This window comes from Rhodopseudomonas pseudopalustris (assembly GCF_900110435.1).
In the GTDB taxonomy this organism is placed as follows: domain Bacteria; phylum Pseudomonadota; class Alphaproteobacteria; order Rhizobiales; family Xanthobacteraceae; genus Rhodopseudomonas; species Rhodopseudomonas pseudopalustris.
Genome location: NZ_FODT01000005.1, coordinates 299,287 through 316,479 on the forward strand (window position 1 = coordinate 299,287; position 17,193 = coordinate 316,479).

The following is a 17,193-nucleotide window of genomic DNA, read 5'->3' on the forward strand; positions in this document are numbered from 1 at the left end:
TGAGCCGGAGTCAGGTCGCCGATGGCGGACAATGATTGATTTCAAGGCAATTATCGCAAAGGTCGCGACCGGCGCCACGCTGACTCGGGACGAAGCGGCGAGCGCGTTCGACGGCATGATGTCGGGCGACGCGACGCCGTCGCAGATGGGCGCGCTGCTGATGGGCCTGCGGGTCCGCGGCGAGACCGTCGACGAGATCACCGGCGCGGTGTCGACGATGCGCGCCAAGATGCTGACGGTCGATGCGCCGGCCGACGCGGTCGACATCGTCGGCACCGGCGGCGACGGCTCCGGCTCGGTCAATGTCTCGACCTGCGCCTCGTTCATCGTCGCCGGCTGCGGCGTCCCGGTCGCCAAGCACGGCAACCGCGCGCTGTCGTCGAAGTCCGGCGCCGCCGATGTGCTGAATGCGCTCGGCGTCAGGATCGACATCACCCCCGAACATGTCGGGCGCTGCGTGACGGAGGCGGGCATCGGCTTCATGTTCGCGCCGACGCATCATCCGGCGATGAAGAACGTCGGCCCGACCCGCGTCGAACTCGCCACCCGCACCATCTTCAATCTGCTCGGGCCGCTGTCCAACCCCGCCGGGGTCAAACGCCAGATGATCGGCGTGTTCTCGCGGCAATGGGTGCAGCCTTTGGCGCAGGTGCTGAAGAATCTCGGCTCGGAGTCGATCTGGGTGGTTCACGGCTCCGACGGGCTCGACGAGATCACACTGTCCGGCCCGACGGCGGTCGCCGAACTGAAGAACGGCGAGATCAGAACCTTCGAAGTCACTCCGGATCAAGCCGGCCTGCCGCGCGCCCATGCGGAGGCGCTGCGCGGCGGCGACGCCGAAGCCAACGCGGTGGCGCTGCGTTCGGTGCTGGAAGGCATGCCCAGCCCCTATCGCGACGTCGCCCTGCTCAACGCCGCGGCGGCGCTGGTCGTGGCCGGCAAGGCGAAGGACCTGAAAGAAGGCGTCGCGCTCGGCGCCAAATCGATCGACAGCGGCGCGGCCGAAGGCCGGCTGCGGCGGCTGATCGCGGTTACCGCGGCCGCGTGAAGGAGCATCGGGTGTCGGACATCCTGAACAAGATCGAGGCCTATAAGCGCGAGGAGATCGCCGCCGCCAAGCGCGAGCGTCCGCTCGCCGCGTTGCAGGCCGACGCGCGCGCCGCGCCGCCGCCGCGCGGCTTCGTCAGCGCATTGCGCGCCAGGCTCGCGGATGGCGACTACGCGCTGATCGCCGAGATCAAGAAGGCGTCGCCGTCGAAGGGGCTGATCCGCCCCGATTTCGATCCGCCGGCGTTGGCGAAAGCCTACCAGCAAGGCGGCGCGGCTTGTCTGTCGGTGCTGACCGATACGCCGTCATTCCAGGGCCATCTCGATTATCTGGTCGCGGCGCGCGCGGCGGTGTCGCTGCCGGCGCTGCGCAAGGACTTCATGTACGACACCTATCAGGTGGTCGAAGCCCGCGCCCATGGCGCCGATTGCATCCTGATCATCATGGCCGCGCTCGACGATTCCGAGGCCAGGGACATCGAGGACGCCGCGCTGGATCTCGGCATGGACGTGCTGCTCGAAGTCCATAACCATGCCGAACTCGACCGCGCGCTCGCGCTGCGCTCCCCCATGATCGGGGTCAACAATCGCAATCTGCGCACTTTCGAGGTCACGCTCGCGACCAGCGAGGCGCTGGCGCCGCTGATCCCCTCGGACCGGCTGATGGTCGGCGAGAGCGGCATCTTCACGCCCGACGATCTGGCGCGGCTGGCACGGGTCGGGATGTCGACCTTCCTGGTCGGCGAAAGCCTGATGCGCCAGCAGGACGTCGCCGCCGCCACCCGCACGCTGCTCGCCCGCGCGGCCTGACGATCTCATGGCGAAGACAGCAAAGGCGGCCCCGCCCGCCCTCACCCATATCGGCGCCAGCGGCGAGGCGCGGATGGTGGACGTCTCCGAGAAGCCCGCGACCGAACGCGTCGCGGTCGCCGAAGGCCGCGTGGTGATGAAGAAGGCCACGCTCGATCTGATCCTGAACGGCGACGCCCAAAAGGGCGACGTGCTCGGCACCGCAAGGATCGCCGGCATCATGGCGGCCAAGCGCACCTCGGAGCTGATCCCGCTGTGCCATCCGCTGGCGCTGTCGAAGGTGACGGTCGACATCACGCCCGACAAGAAGCTGCCCGGCTGCATCGTCCGCGCCACCGTCAAGGTCACAGGACCGACCGGCGTCGAAATGGAAGCGCTGACCGCGGTGTCGGTCGCCTGCCTGACGATCTACGACATGATCAAGGCCGTCGAACGCGGCGTGCGGATCGAGGCGATCCATCTGATTGCGAAAACCGGCGGCAAGTCGGGGCATTACGTCGCAGACGCGAGGTCCAAATAGGATAGCATTGGCGGTAGTCGGGAGTCAGACCACGCCAATGTCGACAGTCCCATCGCGCCCCACCCCGCTGACCGGCCTCAGCCAAGCCGAGGCCATCGAGCGGCTGACCAACGAAGGCCCCAACGAACTGCCGAGTCCCGACCGGCGCACGCTGTTCCGGATCGTGTTCGAGGTCTTGCGCGAACCGATGCTGGCGCTGCTGCTCGGCGGCGGCGTGGTCTATCTCGCGCTCGGCGACCTCAAGGAAGCTCTGATCCTGTTGGTGTTCGCCAGCCTCTCGGTGGTGATCACCGTGGTGCAGGAGAGCCGCACCGAACGCGTGCTGGAAGCGCTGCGCGACCTCACCAGCCCGCGCGCGCTGGTGATCCGCGACGGCGAGCGCCAGCGCATCGCCGGACGCGAAGTGGTGCGGGGCGATCTGATGGTGCTGTCGGAAGGCGACCGCGTCGCCGCCGACGCCGTGCTGCTGCAGGCCGACGACATCCAGGCCGACGAGTCGCTGCTGACCGGCGAATCCGTGCCGGTGCGCAAGATCGCGCGCGACGAAGCCAACGCCGCACCGCAGGGCCGTCCCGGCGGCGACGATCAACCCACCGTCTATTCCGGCTCGCTGGTGGTGCGCGGCGGCGGCATCGCCGAGGTGATCGCCACCGGACCGCGCAGCGAGATCGGCAAGATCGGCCAGGCGCTCGGCACGCTGGAGGCCGAACCGCCGCGGTTGCAGACGCAGACGCGCAAGCTGGTGCGGGTGTTCGCTGTGGTCGGCGGCGCGTTCAGTCTGCTGGTCGTCGTGCTGTACGGCCTGCTGCGCGGAAGCTGGCTCGACGCGGTGCTCGCCGGCATCACCGTCGGCATGTCGATGCTGCCCGAGGAATTCCCCGTCGTGCTCGCGGTGTTCATGGCGATGGGCGCATGGCGAATCTCGCAGGCCCGCGTGCTGACCCGCCGCGCCGCCGCGATCGAGGCGCTCGGCTCGGCGACCGTGCTGTGCACCGACAAGACCGGCACGCTGACCGAGAACAGGATGTCGGTCGCCGAATTGCGGCTCGCATCCGGCGCGGCGTTCCGGCCGCGCGAGGTCGGCGATCTGCCCGACGCGTTCGGTTTGCTGCTCGAGACCGGCCTGCTCGCCTCCGCGCCCGACCCGTTCGATCCGATGGACCGCGCATTGCATCGACTCTCCGCCGATCACCTCCCCGACCGCAGCGGCGTACGCAGCATGGTGCATTCCTACGGCCTGCGCCGCGATCTGCTGGCGATGACCCAGGTCTGGCGCGATCACGACGATCCGGGCGATTTCATTGTCGCCGCCAAGGGTGCGCCGGAAGCGATCGCGCGGATATGCGGCCTCGACGACGCCGAACGCGGCCGATTGTCAGGCATCGTCGATGCGATGGCCGCCGATGGCCTGCGCGTGCTCGGCGTCGCCCGCGCCGCCCATCCCGACGAGGACTGGCCCGAGACCCAGCTCGGCTTCCGTTTCAAGTTTGTCGGCCTCGTCGGCCTGGCTGATCCGCTGCGCGAGGCGGTACCGGCTGCGGTCGCCGATTGCCGCACCGCCGGCATCCGGGTGGTGATGATCACCGGCGACTATCCGGCGACCGCACAGGCGATCGCGCGCCAGGCCGGCATCGCGGCCGACACCGTCGTCAGCGGCGACGAGATTGCGCAGCTCGACGACGCCGCATTGGCGCAGCGGCTGCGCGACGCCACCGTGTTCGCGCGGATCATGCCGGAGCAGAAGCTGCGCATCGTCGCGGCGCTGAAAGCCGACGGCGAAGTCGTCGCGATGACCGGCGACGGCGTCAACGACGCGCCGTCGCTGAAGTCGGCGCATATCGGCATCGCGATGGGCGGCCGCGGCACCGACGTCGCGCGCGAGGCCTCCTCGATCGTGCTGCTCGACGACGACTTCGCGTCGATCGTCAAGGCGATCCGGCTCGGCCGGCGGATCTACGACAATCTCGTCAAGGCGATGGGTTTCATCTTCGCCGTGCATGTCCCGATCGCGGGCCTCGCTTTGCTGCCGCTGCTGTTCGGCCTGCCGATCCTGCTCGGCCCGATCCACATCGCATTCCTGGAGATGATCATCGATCCGGTGTGCTCGATCGTGTTCGAGGCCGAGACCGCCGAGGACGACGTGATGCGACGGCCGCCGCGCGATCCCGACCAGCCGCTGTTCACCGGTGCGCTGATCGGTTGGGGTCTGGTGCAGGGGCTGCTGGTGTTCGCGGTCGTCGCCGGCGTGTTCGTGATCGGCCAGTCCCATGCGATGCCGGAAACCGAGCTGCGCGCCTTGACCTTCTTCGCGCTGGTGCTGAACTTCGTCGGCCTGATCTTCGTCAACCGCTCGTTCAGCACCTCGATCCTGACGGCGCTGCGTCGGCCGAACCCGATGCTCGCGGTCGTGTTGCTGATCGTTGCGGGCGTGCTCGGCCTCAGCCTCGCCTGGCCGTGGCTGCGCGATCTGTTCAAGTTCGGACCGCTGTCGTGGGAGGATCTCGGTCTGACCGCCCTCGCCGCGGCCGCGCCGCTGATCATCCTCGAACTGATCAAGCCGCTATGGCGCGGCCGGATCGGAAGCGCCGCGTCGCAGCGCCCCGTCCAAGTACAGTCTCGAGGCTGATCGCCGCTTGTTCGAGCATGATCCCGAAAAGTGGCCCGCGGTTTTCGGAGAAGATCGCGCCGCCGCTATGCCGAGATTCGCGCGTCGGCATAGCGGTCGATGACAAACCGGCTGGTGTTGTCGCAGTCGACGCATCGATAGATGTGACGCTCGAACTCGAAGCTACGTCCGACCGGCCGCGGCTCGACCCTCGCGAGTTGCATGGTCGCGCCGCAGACCGGGCAGCGCGCGGGATCGAACGTCAATCTGTCGTTTCCCCAGACCATAATACTTCCTCCCCATTGGCCGAAATCGCTCGAACGTGACGTCGCCATCAGTGCCCCGGCTGAAACCGGACAGCCTGATCGCGGCCCCGCCCTTCGGCGGCGGATCGTCGTCGTCGTCGAGCCTGCGCAAGGCCGCCAGGATCGACGCCAGCGGCACGGTCCGGCCGGAGCCCGGCAACGACCGCAGCCACGGCTGGTGCTCGACCGCGTTGGCGTCGGACGCCCATGAGGAGAGGATGGCCCGCTTTTCCGCGGCGCAGAGCGCGTCGTCGCGCAGCACCTGATCGGGATGGTCGTGGACCGTGACCGCGTTTTGCGGTCCCGCGATCGCGCGGGGCCGTCTCCTAAATTCAATCGTCCTCGAGTGCATATCAATCCTCCCGAACTACTCCTTTCATGACGGGACGCAACGAGAATTAGAAATAGCCGGAACGTTTTCAAGGGGCCTGCCGAAAATTTCTCAGGTCCGGGGCATCCGTGCACCGGCTCGGCCGAGCCGGTCGCGTCGACGTCGACGTCGAAGCGGATCGCGATCCGGTCGGACCAAGGACCGTTACCACTGATAGTTGCAATCAGCGACAGAACGGCCCGGATGCTGGAACGCACACCCGGGCCGACTGCCCGGCTGCGCGGAATGGTGCGTATTTTTCGCCGACTGCAAACCTGAATTTAACAAGTCTGCGATGCAATCCGCAGAATCGCCGATCATGGCGGAGCTTCGGTAACGCGAGACTTTGCAATGACCCAGCCGAGACGATTTGCACGCGTACGCCCGAGCGGGCTGGTATCAAGCCAGGCCAGCCTGATCGTCGGCCCCAAACTGCCGGTGGTCCCCTGCTCTGTCGTGGACTACTCTGCCGGCGGCGCCTGCGTCGAGCTGAATGCCGACGCGACGCTGCCGCCGAGATTCGAGCTGCTCCACGGCGGCACCAAGAAGAAGTGCCGGATGGTCTGGAAGCGCGGGCGCCGGATCGGCGTATCGTTCTGATATGTCGCGCGAGACAAGCGGCGGGACGACAGCCTGATCCTGGAAATTATCGCGTTGTCGAGCGAAGTCACTTCGTTGCTGATTCAATCAGCACCGGAAGAGCTCGCGTTTTCAGCGCTGCAGACTAGGCGGCAGCGGCGGGTTCTCCCGCAGCAGACTGATCGTCACCCGGCGGTTGGCGGCGAGCGTCGGCGCTTCTGGAAACAGCGGTTCGCCGTCGCCCTTGCCGGCCACTAACATGATGCGGCTCGTAGCCAGCCCTTCGCGTTTCAGGACCTGACGCACCGCGTTGGCGCGGCTCGTCGACAGATCGAAGGCATCGTATTCGTCGTCGGCGTTGACCGGCGCGGCCGCGGTATGGCCGACGATCGAGACGCGCAGCGCGGTGGCGCGCAGCGGCGCCGCGAGTCGCGCGATCAGCATCCGCGTGCGCTCATACGGCACCGCCGAGCCTTCCGGAAACATCGGACGGCCATCCTGATCGGTAAGCTCCAGATTGAGACCGAGCGGCGTTTCCTCGAACACCACGTTCTTGGAGAGCTCGGCCAGTTCGGGCACGTCCTGCAGCGCCTGGCGCAACGACGCCGACGCCAAGGCGAACTCACGTTCGGCCTTGGCCTTGGACGCCGAACTGCCCGCACCTCCGGTCTCCTCCAGATGCGGCGTGTTACTGGCCTGATCGGGCGCGACGTTGGTCTTGCTGCGGATCTTGCCTTGCACCGGCACGCCGTCGGTTTCGACCACGCCGGCGAAACGGGAGTCCTGCTGCACGCCGAAAGCTTCGCGCATCGAGCCGGCGACGATTTGCAGCTTTTGCAGATCCTGCGTCGAGAACGACACCAGCATGACGAAGAAGCTGACCAGGAGCGCCATCAAGTCGGCGAAGGTCACGAACCAGCCGTGGCCGAGATGCGCCTCTTCGGTGCTTTTCCGTTTGCCGGACGAGAGATTCCGGCCGTTTCCGTTCAGCATCGGCCTGAGTCCAACGCTGTCGACGAGCCGTCTCTATCGTCACTGTCGATGCGCATGAGCGGATCGCCGCTGATCTCTTCCCGTGCCACGCCTTCGGAGAAATATCCGTGCGTCGCGGCGCTACCTCGTCTGTTCTAGACAGCACACATGAAGAAACGGTTGTCGATTGGCGACAATGTTTCTTAACGATTATGCGCTTCTGCCCGCCTCGCCATTACGGTCCGTTCCTGTTAGGCAGGCTACATGACCAGTCCTCTCGCTCCCTCGGCCGCCGACGCACTGCTGTTCGATCTCGGCGGGGTCGTGATCGACTTCGATCTCGCGCGCACGCTCAAAGCCTGGGCGGTCGAACTCGGCAACGATCCCTCTGCGATGCTGGCGACGCTGGCGCGCAACGACACTTTCCATCGCTATGAGACCGGCCACGTCACCGACGCGGAATTCTTCGCCTCCGTACGCGCGGCGCTGCGGCTCGATCTCAGCGACGATCAACTGCGCGAGGGCTGGAACGCGATCTTCGTCGGCGAAATTGCGGGCATCGCGCCGCTGTTGGCACGGGCCGCGAGTCGTCTGCCGCTGTATGCGCTCTCCAATACCAACGATGCGCACATCGCGCATTTCTCGGAGCGCTACAGCGGCTTGCTGAAGCCGTTTCGGGAACTGTTCCTGTCGTCGCAGATCGGACTGCGCAAGCCGAACGCCGAGGCTTTCGACTTCGTCGTGAACGCGATCGGCGTTGCGCCGTCGCGCATTGTGTTCTTCGACGATCTGGCCGAAAATATCGAGGCTGCGCGCAAGCGCGGGCTGCAGGCCGTCCATGTCCGCTCCAGCGCGGATGTGGCGCGAGCGCTGGATCAACTCGGGCTGTAGTCGCCCGCTCGAACGATTGCAGACGTATAGTGATGAGCGCCACCGCCCTCGACTGGGACCACCCGCACCCGTTCACGCTGAAGATGGCGCCCGGTCCTGCCGATATCGACGGACTGAACCACACCAACAACTCGGTTTATGTGCGCTGGTGCGACAGCGTCGGCTGGGCGCATTCCGAAGCGCTCGGTCTGTCGCTCGTCGACTGGCAGCGGATCGACCGCGCGATGGCGATCCGCCGCGGCGAATACGACTATCTGCTGCCGAGCCATCTCGGCGACGAGCTGCTGCTCGGCACCTGGGTCTATGGCAGCGACGGCAAGCTGCTGATGGAGCGCCGCTTCCAGCTGATCCGGTTGCGCGACGGAGCCACCGTGATGCGCGGACGCTGGCAGCTCGTCTGCATCGAGATGTCGAGCGGCCGCCCGCGCCGCCTGCCGCCGGAATTCGCCGCCGTCTATCTGCCGGTGATGGTGAGGCCGGAGGACGAAGCCGGACGCGCGGCGGCAGCCGATCCGGCGTAGCCGCGCGGCGCGTGTTACTGCGCCGGCTGCATTCGGCAGTCCATCGAATAGACCAGTTCGCCCCTGGCGGTGCGTCCGATCGGCTGGCACGGCACATAGGCGCGGGCGCTGCTTGCGGCCGGTGGTGCGGCGGCGGCAGGCGCGGATGGCTGCACGCTGACGCCGGCCTGGGGCGCGGGCGCAGCCGATGGCGCCGCGGGCGCGGCGATCTCAGGCATACTCACGGGCGGCGGCGCATAATCCGGATTGGCGGACGGCATCCAGCCTCTGCTCCAGTCGTGCCGGATCGCATAGGTGGTGCCGAAGGCGATCAGGCCGATGACGCCGACGATCCGCAACAGCCATTTCGGAAAATCATCCATCTGCGCACTCTCCCAGCCCTGCCGGAATCGTCCGACCCATTGGTCCTAGCGCCGGCTCCACGCCGGCCACAATAATGATTTCGTTTGACCGGTGCGACGCAACCGCCCGACGCCACCGAAAGCGTGCGCTGCCGTGCGTCTTGCGCAACCGCCGCGAGCCACCTAAAGCCGGATCATGACACGCTGCCCCAGCCTTGCCGGACCGCATCGGTCCGTCCCTCGTCCCGGAGCGCCCCAATGGCGTTGATGCCGGTTGCCGACGCGCTGGCCGCGGTGCTCGACGGCGCCGCCGGGCTTGCTGAAGAGATGATCGCGCTGGATCAGGCGCATGGAAGGGTGCTCGCGCGCGACCTCGCAGCGCTGCGGACCCAGCCGCCGCAGCCGATGTCGGCGATGGACGGCTATGCGGTGCGCGGCGCGGACGTCGCAACCGCGCCGGCGCAGCTGATCGTAATCGGCGAGATCGCCGCCGGCCGCCCCGCGGAACAATCCATCGGCCCCGGCCAGGCGCTGCGGATCTTCACCGGCGGCGTCATTCCCGACGGCGCCGACACCGTCGTGATCCAGGAAGATACGCTGCGCGACGGCGATCGGGTCACCATCACGGAGGCGACGCGGCCCGGCCGCCACATCCGGCCCGCCGGCATCGATTTCAACGCGGGCGATGTGCTGCTGCGCGCGCGCGCGCGGCTCAGCGATCGTGACCTTTCGCTGGCGGCCGGCATGAATCACCCGTCGCTGCCGGTGCATCGGCGGCCACGCGTGGCGATGCTCGCCACCGGCGACGAGCTGGTGATGCCCGGCAGCACGCCCGCGCCCGGCCAGATCGTCTATTCCAACGGCTACGCGCTGCGCGCGCTGGCGCGCGCCGAGGGCGCCGAAGTGATCGACCTCGGCATCGCCGCCGACACCGTCGACGCCACCACCGCCGCGATCCGGCGCGCCCGCGAACTCGGCGCCGATCTGCTGGTCACCACCGGCGGCGCCTCGGCCGGCGACCATGATCTGGTCAAGCAGTCGCTGGAGGCCGAGGGCACCGAGATCGCATTCTGGAAAATCGCGATGCGCCCAGGCAAGCCGATGATGCACGGCCGGCTCGGCCCGATGCGGGTGATGGGCCTGCCCGGCAATCCGGTGTCGTCCTACGTCTGCGCCTTCCTGTTCATGGTGCCGTTGATCCGGGCGTTGTCGGGAATGCGCGAGGTCATGCACCGCCGCGAGCCGGCGCTGCTCGGCGCCGACCTTCCCGCCAACGATCAGCGCGAGGACTATCTGCGCGCCGATTTGCGTCTGCGCGACGACGGGCGATGGGCGGCGACCCCGGTCGACAGTCAGGATTCGTCGCTGCTGGCGCGGCTCTCCGCGGCGCAGGCCCTGATCGTCCGACCGCCTTTCGCGCCGGCGATGACGGCGGGCGCGACCTGTCTCATCCTTAAGCTGCCGCTATAGCGATCCGCGAATTCGTTGACCTCAAATTAAGAGGTTGCGGAACACATACTGAACATATAGTGTTCGTTCATGATTTGTTTCGAGTAATCGCGCTCGCCTGTCACCATTTTTCTCGGCGCGATGAACGAACGGCACGACGACGCGGCGATCGTCGCCAGACTGGGGAATGGTCGAGATGCTGACGCGCAAACAATTCGAGCTGTTGAAATTCATCAACGAGCGGCTGAAAGAAGCCGGCGTGCCGCCCTCCTTCGACGAGATGAAGGACGCGCTGGACCTGCGCTCGAAGTCGGGCATTCACCGGTTGATCACGGCGCTGGAGGAGCGCGGCTTCATTCGCCGCCTGCCCAACCGCGCCCGCGCCATCGAAGTGATCAAGCTGCCTGATCTCGGCGGCAACACCGGCGGCGGCCGCCGCGGCTTCACCCCGAGCGTCATCGAAGGCACCCTCGGCAAGGTCCGCCCGCCGAGCCACTCCCATGCCGAGGACGAGTCCGATCGCAATGTCGCGGTGCCGGTGATGGGCCGGATCGCCGCCGGCACTCCGATCGAGGCGCTGCAGACCCGCAGCCACACCATCAGCGTGCCGCCCGACATGCTCGGCTCCGGCGAGCACTACGCGCTCGAAGTGCGCGGCGATTCGATGGTCGAGGCCGGCATTCTCGACGGCGACATGGCGCTGATCCAGCGCAACGAGAGCGCCGAGACCGGCGACATCGTGGTGGCGCTGATCGACGAGGAGGAAGCAACTCTGAAGCGCTTCCGCCGCCGCGGCGCATCGATCGCGCTGGAGCCAGCCAACGCCGCCTACGAAGTCCGCATCCTGCCGCCGAACCGCGTCCGGATTCAGGGCAAGCTGATCGGGTTGTATCGCAAGTACTAAGCCGACGCCCGCGCGGTCATTCGCTCGCTGTCGTCAGTCGTCGGCGTCCTGGTCCTGCGGCGCCGGCGTGGCGTCGACCAATGCGGGACGCGGCGTGCGGGGCTGCGACGGATCGTTGGCCGACGCCTCGGCGGGCGCGGGCGACCACGGCCGGTCGAGCCGTTTCGGCCGCGCCGCCTCGATCACAAATCCGCCATCACCGCCCCGGTTTCGCCACAGCGCCAGCGCGCCGCTGTCCTTGAGCAACTCGGCGCTGATCAGACGCGCGGCGCAATCCGGCGGCGGCTGCGCCAGCGCGATCACCAGCGTCGCCCGCGCGCAATCGTCCGCGACACCGTCCGCCCGGAACGACAGCGCCACCAGGGCGCCATCGGCGAGCGCCGCGACGCAGCCATCGGCGTCGCAGGATACGCCCTCGCGCAGCGAGGCCGCATCGGCCGCGCGCGAATCCGCATCGGCCGCAAGCCATTCCTTCAGCCTGAAGTGATCAGCACCGCTCTGCATCACCCGCAGCCGGCCATCCGCCCCGCGCAGCGCGACCTGCCGACCGTCACCGGCAATCAGGATGTCCGGCTGCGGCGTCAGCAGCGCCCAGCCGGTCGCGACCATCATTATGATGAGTCCGCCATAGCGCAGCGGCGTGCGCAACAAGCCGAGCAGGATGATGCCGAGCGAGGCCAGCAGCAGCGGCCCGCTGCCGAAAGCGGCAATCTTGCCGATCGCCCCCGGCAACGTCGCGACCCACAAGGCGACGATCATCATCCAGTCGATGCCGACTTCCATGATCCGCCAGAACACGCCGTCCAATCCGAACGGCATCGCGGCGAGCCCGAGCAGACCCGCGGGCATCACCATCACCGACACCACCGGCATCGCCAGCAGATTGGAAATCACGCCATAGGGCGTGACGCGGTGGAAGTGAAACGCCGCGTAAGGCGTGGTCGCGAGGCCTGCGACCAGTGAAGCGAGCGCCAGCATCATGATCTCGCGCCCGCCCCACAGCGCGGCGCGCGCGGTCGTCGAACTATCCGGCGTGGCGAACAACGCCGGCATTCCAATCTGCACCAGCGCGACCAGCCCGAGCGTTGCGGCGAACGACATCTGAAAGCTCGGATGCACCAGCGCTTCCGGCGCGATCAGCAACACCACCAGCGCCGCAATCGCCAGCGTTCGAAAAGTGATGGCGCGGCGATCGACCATCACTGCGATCAGCACCACGGCCGTCATCAGAAACGATCGTTGCGTCGCGACCTCGGCGCCGGACAGCAACAAGTAGAACGCCGCGGCGGCGAGCGCGGCCGCGGCCGCGACTTTCTTGATCGGAAAAATCACCGTCAGCGCCGGGATCAGCGCCAGCAGCGCGCGGACCGCGAAGAACACCACGCCGGCGACGACCGCCATGTGATAACCGGAGATCGACAGCACATGGCCGAGGCCCGAGACGAACATCGCATCATTGACCGGCGTCGAGATCGCGTCCCGCCGCCCGGTCAGCAGCGCGGTCGCGATCGCACGCTGATCGCCGCCGAGCGACATCCGGATCCGCGCGTCGATCGCGTCGCGCAGCCCCTGCATGATCGCTGTGTAGCGCAGCCGCCAACCGCCGTCGCCGGGCGGATCGAGCGCAGTGATCGCGCCCAACGCGAAGCCCGACGCGGCGATGCCTTGAAAATACAGATCGCGGCCGAAATCATAGGAGCCTGGCCGCAACGGCGACAGCGGCGGCTGCAGCCGCGCCTTCAGCGACACGAAGCTGCCGACTGCCGGCGCTGTGCCCTTGCGCACCGACAGCCGGACACGCTCCAGCGTCGGCGCGCGGCCCGCGGTCTCCATCTCGGTGACGCGCAGCACGAAACGATCAGTGCGCTCGCGCTCCTCGCGGGTCTCGACGAAGCCTTTCAGGGTCGCCGCCGGCACCGGTTTCGCCAGCACCGGATGCGCGATCCGCTGCGCCTTCAGCGAAACGGTGGCAAAGCCCGCGGCGAAGGCCGCGATCAGCAGCGCAAGCGGAAACGCACGATTCCGGCGCAGCAGAAAGGCGGCGACGCTGAAAGTGCCAGCCGCAAGGCAAACAACCCAGGCCACCGGCTCATGCGCCGCGGCGAAGTACAGCGCGATCCCGGCGCCGAACGCCACCGGCACGAAGGGCAATAGCCGGCCCGGCCCAGCTTCGGCGCGAACCCATGCGCGTAGCCTGTCCGACAGCGCCGGCCAGAACGAAGCTCCCCAGAAAGCCCCCAACGACGCGAGCGCGCCGACCCGGGTCGCGGCGCGCGTCGGCCAAGTCCGTGCCTTGGTTGGTACTCTGGCTCGATCGCCCCGCTCCACGGCGCTCGCTCCTGATGAGGCGCGACGCCCAGAGTGGCGCAGATCGGGATCGCCGGCAACAGCCGACGCGTAGCGTCAGCTCTTGCCGCTGACTTCCTTGGCGAAGGTATCGCGCAGTCCGATGGTGCGATTGAACACGGGTTTGTCGGCGGTGGAATCCGCGTCGCGGACGAAATAGCCCTGACGTTCGAATTGGATCGGTTCCGCGGAATTGCTCGCCGCCACCGACAGTTCGATCCGCGCGTTGGTCAGCACTTCAAGCGATTGCGGATTGAGGTCGGCTACGAAATTAGCCGCGCTCGGCGCCGGATTGGCGAACAGCTGATTATAAACGCGAATCTCAGCCGGCACCGATTGGGCCGCCGGCAGCCAGTGCATCGTCGCCTTGACCTTGCGGCCATCCGGCGCGTTTCCGCCACGGGTCTCGGGATCATAGCTGCAGCGCAGCTCGACGATCTCGCCCTTGTCGTTCTTCACCACCTCGCGGCACTTGATGAAGTACGCGTAGCGCAACCGTACTTCGTTGCCGGGAAACAGCCGGAAGAACTTCTTCGGCGGCGTCTCCATGAAGTCGTCCTGCTCGATATACAGCTCGCGGCCGAACGTGATCTTGCGGGTGCCGGCGGAGGGATCGTCCGGATGGTTGATCGCCTCGAGTTCCTCGGTCTGGCCTTCCGGATAGTTTTCGATCACCACCTTCAGCGGCCGCAGCACTGCCATCCGGCGCTGCGACGTGCGGTTGAGCTCCTCGCGGATGCAGAATTCCAGCATTCCGACGTCGACCACACTGTTGGCCTTGGCGACGCCGATCCGCTTCACGAATTCACGGATCGCCGCCGGCGGCACGCCGCGGCGCTTGAGGCCGGCGATCGTCGGCATCCGCGGGTCGTCCCATCCGCTGACATGACCTCCGCGGACGAGCTCCGTCAGCACCCGCTTCGACAGCAGCGTATAGGTGATGTTGAGCCGTGCGAATTCGTATTGCTTCGGCTGCGACGGCACCGGCAGCTTCGACAGCAGCCATTCGTAGAGCGGCCGGTGATCCTCGAATTCCAGCGTGCAGATCGAATGGGTCACCCCTTCGATCGCGTCCGACTGGCCGTGCGCATAATCGTAGCTCGGATAGATCGACCAAGCGTCCCCGGTGCGCGGATGATGCGCGTGCAGGATCCGGTACAGCACCGGATCGCGCAGATTGATGTTGCCCGACGCCATGTCGATCTTGGCGCGCAGCACCCTTGCGCCGTTCGGGAATTCACCGGCCTTCATGCGGCGGAACAGGTCGAGATTGTCCTCCACCGAGCGGTCGCGGAACGGGCTGTTGCGTCCCGGCTCGGTCAGCGTGCCGCGGCTCGTTCGAATTTCCTCCTGCGACTGGTCGTCGACATAGGCGTCGCCGTTGCGGATCAGCAGTTCGGCCCATTCATACAGCCGCTCGAAATAGTCCGAGGCGTAGAATACATTCCTGCCCCAGTCGAAGCCCAGCCAGCGCACATCGGCCTGAATCGAATCGATGTATTCCTGCTCTTCCTTGGTCGGGTTGGTGTCGTCGAAGCGCAGGTTGCAGCGGCCACCGAATTCCTGGGCGATGCCGAAATTCAGAGCGATCGACTTGGCATGGCCGATATGCAGATAGCCGTTCGGCTCGGGCGGGAACCGCGTCACGACCTCGCGGTGCTTGCCGGCCTCGAGATCGGCCTGGACAATATCGCGAATGAAGTCGCGCCCTGCCTCGCCAGTCGCTGCGTCTGCCGTCGTCATGAATCCATCTTTCTGCCTGGAAGCGTTTTCGAGCGAAGTGGATGCCGGCTCGCGTGAAGAAAACGCGTCGAAAATTGAACCTGAAGCTCCGGTTCTATCAGAACCCGAGCTCTGGTCGGAACCCGAAGCGGTATCTGCCAAATCCGAGGCCCCGCGCCAACCCCCGAAGGATGCGCGGACCACTTTAGTTATGCGCCGATCCTGCTATACACCCTCCGCGCCGCTCCGGCCCGCTTGCAAACCCAGCTCCGAATGACCCGACCTGTCGTCACCCGCTTCGCGCCCTCGCCCACCGGTTTCCTCCATATCGGAGGCGGCCGCACCGCCCTTTTCAACTGGCTGTACGCGCGCAAGCACGGCGGCAAGATGTTGCTGCGAATCGAAGATACCGATCGCCAGCGCTCGACCCAGCCGGCAATCGACGCCATCCTCGACGGGCTGAAATGGCTCGGGATCGAATGGGATGGCGACACCGTCTACCAGTTCGCGCGCGCCGCGCGGCACCGCGAGGTCGCCGAGCAATTGCTGGCCGAGGGCAAGGCTTATCGCTGCTATGCGACCGCCGAGGAACTGACGGCGATGCGGGACAAGGCCCGCGCCGAGGGCCGCTCGAAGCTGTACGACGGCAGCTGGCGCGATCGCGATCCGTCCGATGCGCCAGCGGACCTCAAGCCGACGATCCGGCTTCGCGCGCCGCTCACCGGCGAGACCGTAATCGAGGATCAGGTCCAGGGCCGCGTGGTCTGGCAGAACGAAAACCTCGACGATCTGGTGCTGCTGCGCGGCGACGGCACGCCGACATACATGCTCGCGGTGGTGGTCGACGACCACGACATGGACGTCACCCATATCATTCGCGGCGACGACCATCTGATCAACGCTGCGCGGCAGAAACAAATCTACGACGCGATGGGTTGGGAGCTGCCGGTGATGGCGCACATCCCGCTGATCCACGGCCCGGACGGATCGAAGCTCTCGAAGCGCCACGGCGCGCTCGGCGTCGACGCCTATCGCGCAATGGGTTACCTGCCGGCGGCGCTGCGCAACTACCTGGTCAGGCTGGGCTGGAGCCATGGCGATCAGGAGCTTTTTACCACGCAGGAAATGATCGATGCGTTCGATCTGTCCGCAATCGGACGCTCGGCGGCGCGGTTCGATTTCGCCAAGCTGGAAAGCCTCAACGGCCACTACATCCGTCAGACCGACGATCAATCTCTCGTGACCCTGCTGGAGGATCTGCTGCACTATGTCCCGCAGGGGCCGGCGATCGCCGCCCGCCTCACTGATACCACCCGCGCCCAGCTCTTGCAGGCGATGCCGGGGCTGAAAGAACGCGCCAAGACGCTGCTCGAACTGCTCGACAATGCCGGCTTCATCTTCGCCGACCGCCCGCTCGCTGTCGACACCAAGGGCCAGACGGTTCTGACGCCGGAAACACGCGCTCTGATCGGACGTCTGCGTGCGGCGCTGGAGGATGTCTCGCCATGGACCGCGGCGAATACCGAGGCGGCAATGCGGACTTTTGCCGAACAGACCGGGCTGAAGCTCGGCGCGGTGGCGCAACCGCTGCGCGTTGCGCTCACCGGGCGGACCACGTCACCCGGAATATTCGACGTTCTGGCGGTTTTGGGGCGGGAGGAATGCCTGTCCCGCCTCGCCGATCAGGCCGCGTAGCGCGCCCCGGGATTGGCACAGAGATGCGCCGTCTTGCGGTGCACACAGCAATAAGCTACCCATTCCGCGTGCGCTTTTAGGCCAACCAGTCTCGCTCGCATCTTCGGTGCGCCGCC

General features: G+C 66.8%; 16 protein-coding genes. 11 read left to right on the forward strand and 5 right to left on the reverse strand.

From position 1 onward, the window contains the following. The first annotated feature begins 31 nt into the window (after positions 1 to 31). Genes trpD through BMY71_RS12480 form a run of 4 tightly spaced genes read left to right on the forward strand, consistent with a single transcriptional unit; the run spans position 32 to position 5,003 of the window. Positions 32 to 1,048: an anthranilate phosphoribosyltransferase gene (gene trpD / locus BMY71_RS12465; protein WP_092684074.1), complete on the forward strand. Its 1,017-nt coding sequence runs from the start codon at positions 32 to 34 to the stop codon at positions 1,046 to 1,048. Between the two features lie 11 nt (positions 1,049 to 1,059). Beyond that, positions 1,060 to 1,857, forward strand: coding sequence for an indole-3-glycerol phosphate synthase TrpC (trpC, locus tag BMY71_RS12470; protein ID WP_092684223.1), 798 nt, complete (start codon positions 1,060 to 1,062; stop codon positions 1,855 to 1,857). A 7-nt stretch (positions 1,858 to 1,864) separates the two neighbouring features. After that, positions 1,865 to 2,377 carry a cyclic pyranopterin monophosphate synthase MoaC gene (gene moaC / locus BMY71_RS12475; RefSeq protein ID WP_011503235.1) on the forward strand — a complete coding sequence of 171 codons (513 nt, stop codon included), beginning with the start codon at positions 1,865 to 1,867 and terminating at the stop codon, positions 2,375 to 2,377. Positions 2,378 to 2,414: 37 nt separating this feature from the next. Next, positions 2,415 to 5,003, forward strand: coding sequence for a cation-translocating P-type ATPase (locus tag BMY71_RS12480; RefSeq protein ID WP_092684076.1), 2,589 nt, complete (start codon positions 2,415 to 2,417; stop codon positions 5,001 to 5,003). A gap of 65 nt (positions 5,004 to 5,068) precedes the next feature. Here the strand turns inward: BMY71_RS12480 and BMY71_RS24905 are convergent, their stop codons facing one another. After that, positions 5,069 to 5,248 carry a hypothetical protein gene (locus BMY71_RS24905; protein ID WP_175557663.1) on the reverse strand — a complete coding sequence of 60 codons (180 nt, stop codon included), beginning with the start codon at positions 5,246 to 5,248 and terminating at the stop codon, positions 5,069 to 5,071. Positions 5,249 to 5,304: 56 nt separating this feature from the next. On the opposite strand from BMY71_RS24905, the gene BMY71_RS25505 reads away from it, so the two are divergent. Then, positions 5,305 to 5,553 carry a hypothetical protein gene (locus BMY71_RS25505; protein WP_175557664.1) on the forward strand — a complete coding sequence of 83 codons (249 nt, stop codon included), beginning with the start codon at positions 5,305 to 5,307 and terminating at the stop codon, positions 5,551 to 5,553. Positions 5,554 to 6,008: 455 nt separating this feature from the next. Beyond that, on the forward strand, positions 6,009 to 6,257 hold the full coding sequence (locus BMY71_RS12490) for a PilZ domain-containing protein (protein ID WP_011503238.1): 249 nt from the start codon (positions 6,009 to 6,011) through the stop codon (positions 6,255 to 6,257). A 111-nt stretch (positions 6,258 to 6,368) separates the two neighbouring features. Here BMY71_RS12490 and BMY71_RS12495 read toward each other — a convergent pair whose 3' ends face one another. Then, on the reverse strand, positions 6,369 to 7,229 hold the full coding sequence (locus tag BMY71_RS12495) for an OmpA/MotB family protein (RefSeq protein ID WP_092684080.1): 861 nt from the start codon (positions 7,227 to 7,229) through the stop codon (positions 6,369 to 6,371). Positions 7,230 to 7,472: 243 nt separating this feature from the next. On the opposite strand from BMY71_RS12495, the gene BMY71_RS12500 reads away from it, so the two are divergent. Further along, entirely contained in the window at positions 7,473 to 8,099 is a 627-nt protein-coding gene (locus BMY71_RS12500; protein WP_092684082.1) for an HAD family hydrolase, read from the forward strand. Positions 8,100 to 8,131: 32 nt separating this feature from the next. Beyond that, the gene (locus BMY71_RS12505) at positions 8,132 to 8,620 is read left to right on the forward strand and encodes an acyl-CoA thioesterase (protein ID WP_092684084.1); all 489 of its coding nucleotides are present in this window, start codon (positions 8,132 to 8,134) and stop codon (positions 8,618 to 8,620) included. A 14-nt stretch (positions 8,621 to 8,634) separates the two neighbouring features. Here the strand turns inward: BMY71_RS12505 and BMY71_RS12510 are convergent, their stop codons facing one another. Then, entirely contained in the window at positions 8,635 to 8,982 is a 348-nt protein-coding gene (locus BMY71_RS12510) for a hypothetical protein (protein ID WP_092684085.1), read from the reverse strand. Positions 8,983 to 9,219: 237 nt separating this feature from the next. On the opposite strand from BMY71_RS12510, the gene BMY71_RS12515 reads away from it, so the two are divergent. Both BMY71_RS12515 and lexA read left to right on the forward strand, forming a co-directional pair. Further along, complete coding sequence (locus BMY71_RS12515; protein ID WP_092684087.1) at positions 9,220 to 10,431, forward strand: molybdopterin molybdotransferase MoeA; 1,212 nt, start codon at positions 9,220 to 9,222, stop codon at positions 10,429 to 10,431. 175 nt (positions 10,432 to 10,606) lie between these two features. After that, positions 10,607 to 11,314 (forward strand): transcriptional repressor LexA, encoded by a 708-nt coding sequence (gene lexA / locus BMY71_RS12520; protein ID WP_011503244.1) that lies wholly within the window; start codon positions 10,607 to 10,609, stop codon positions 11,312 to 11,314. Between the two features lie 33 nt (positions 11,315 to 11,347). Here the strand turns inward: lexA and BMY71_RS12525 are convergent, their stop codons facing one another. Then, positions 11,348 to 13,642, reverse strand: coding sequence for a ComEC/Rec2 family competence protein (locus BMY71_RS12525; RefSeq protein WP_092684089.1), 2,295 nt, complete (start codon positions 13,640 to 13,642; stop codon positions 11,348 to 11,350). 75 nt (positions 13,643 to 13,717) lie between these two features. Further along, positions 13,718 to 15,403, reverse strand: coding sequence for a glutamine--tRNA ligase/YqeY domain fusion protein (locus BMY71_RS12530; RefSeq protein WP_011503246.1), 1,686 nt, complete (start codon positions 15,401 to 15,403; stop codon positions 13,718 to 13,720). Positions 15,404 to 15,655: 252 nt separating this feature from the next. Between BMY71_RS12530 and gltX the strand changes: the two genes are divergently transcribed. After that, positions 15,656 to 17,077, forward strand: a complete 1,422-nt coding sequence (gene gltX, locus BMY71_RS12535; RefSeq protein WP_092684091.1) for a glutamate--tRNA ligase — start codon at positions 15,656 to 15,658, stop codon at positions 17,075 to 17,077. Positions 17,078 to 17,193 lie beyond the last annotated feature (116 nt).

Coding starts and splice junctions, on each gene's coding strand:
- trpD (WP_092684074.1), top strand. CDS start 32: ATGATTGATTTCAAGGCAATTATCGCAAAGGTCGCGACCGGCGCCACG.
- moaC (WP_011503235.1), top strand. CDS start 1,865: ATGGCGAAGACAGCAAAGGCGGCCCCGCCCGCCCTCACCCATATCGGC.
- BMY71_RS12480 (WP_092684076.1), top strand. CDS start 2,415: ATGTCGACAGTCCCATCGCGCCCCACCCCGCTGACCGGCCTCAGCCAA.
- BMY71_RS12490 (WP_011503238.1), top strand. CDS start 6,009: ATGACCCAGCCGAGACGATTTGCACGCGTACGCCCGAGCGGGCTGGTA.
- BMY71_RS12495 (WP_092684080.1), bottom strand. CDS start 7,229: ATGCTGAACGGAAACGGCCGGAATCTCTCGTCCGGCAAACGGAAAAGC.
- BMY71_RS12500 (WP_092684082.1), top strand. CDS start 7,473: ATGACCAGTCCTCTCGCTCCCTCGGCCGCCGACGCACTGCTGTTCGAT.
- BMY71_RS12505 (WP_092684084.1), top strand. CDS start 8,132: ATGAGCGCCACCGCCCTCGACTGGGACCACCCGCACCCGTTCACGCTG.
- BMY71_RS12510 (WP_092684085.1), bottom strand. CDS start 8,982: ATGGATGATTTTCCGAAATGGCTGTTGCGGATCGTCGGCGTCATCGGC.
- BMY71_RS12515 (WP_092684087.1), top strand. CDS start 9,220: ATGGCGTTGATGCCGGTTGCCGACGCGCTGGCCGCGGTGCTCGACGGC.
- lexA (WP_011503244.1), top strand. CDS start 10,607: ATGCTGACGCGCAAACAATTCGAGCTGTTGAAATTCATCAACGAGCGG.
- BMY71_RS12530 (WP_011503246.1), bottom strand. CDS start 15,403: ATGACGACGGCAGACGCAGCGACTGGCGAGGCAGGGCGCGACTTCATT.
- gltX (WP_092684091.1), top strand. CDS start 15,656: ATGACCCGACCTGTCGTCACCCGCTTCGCGCCCTCGCCCACCGGTTTC.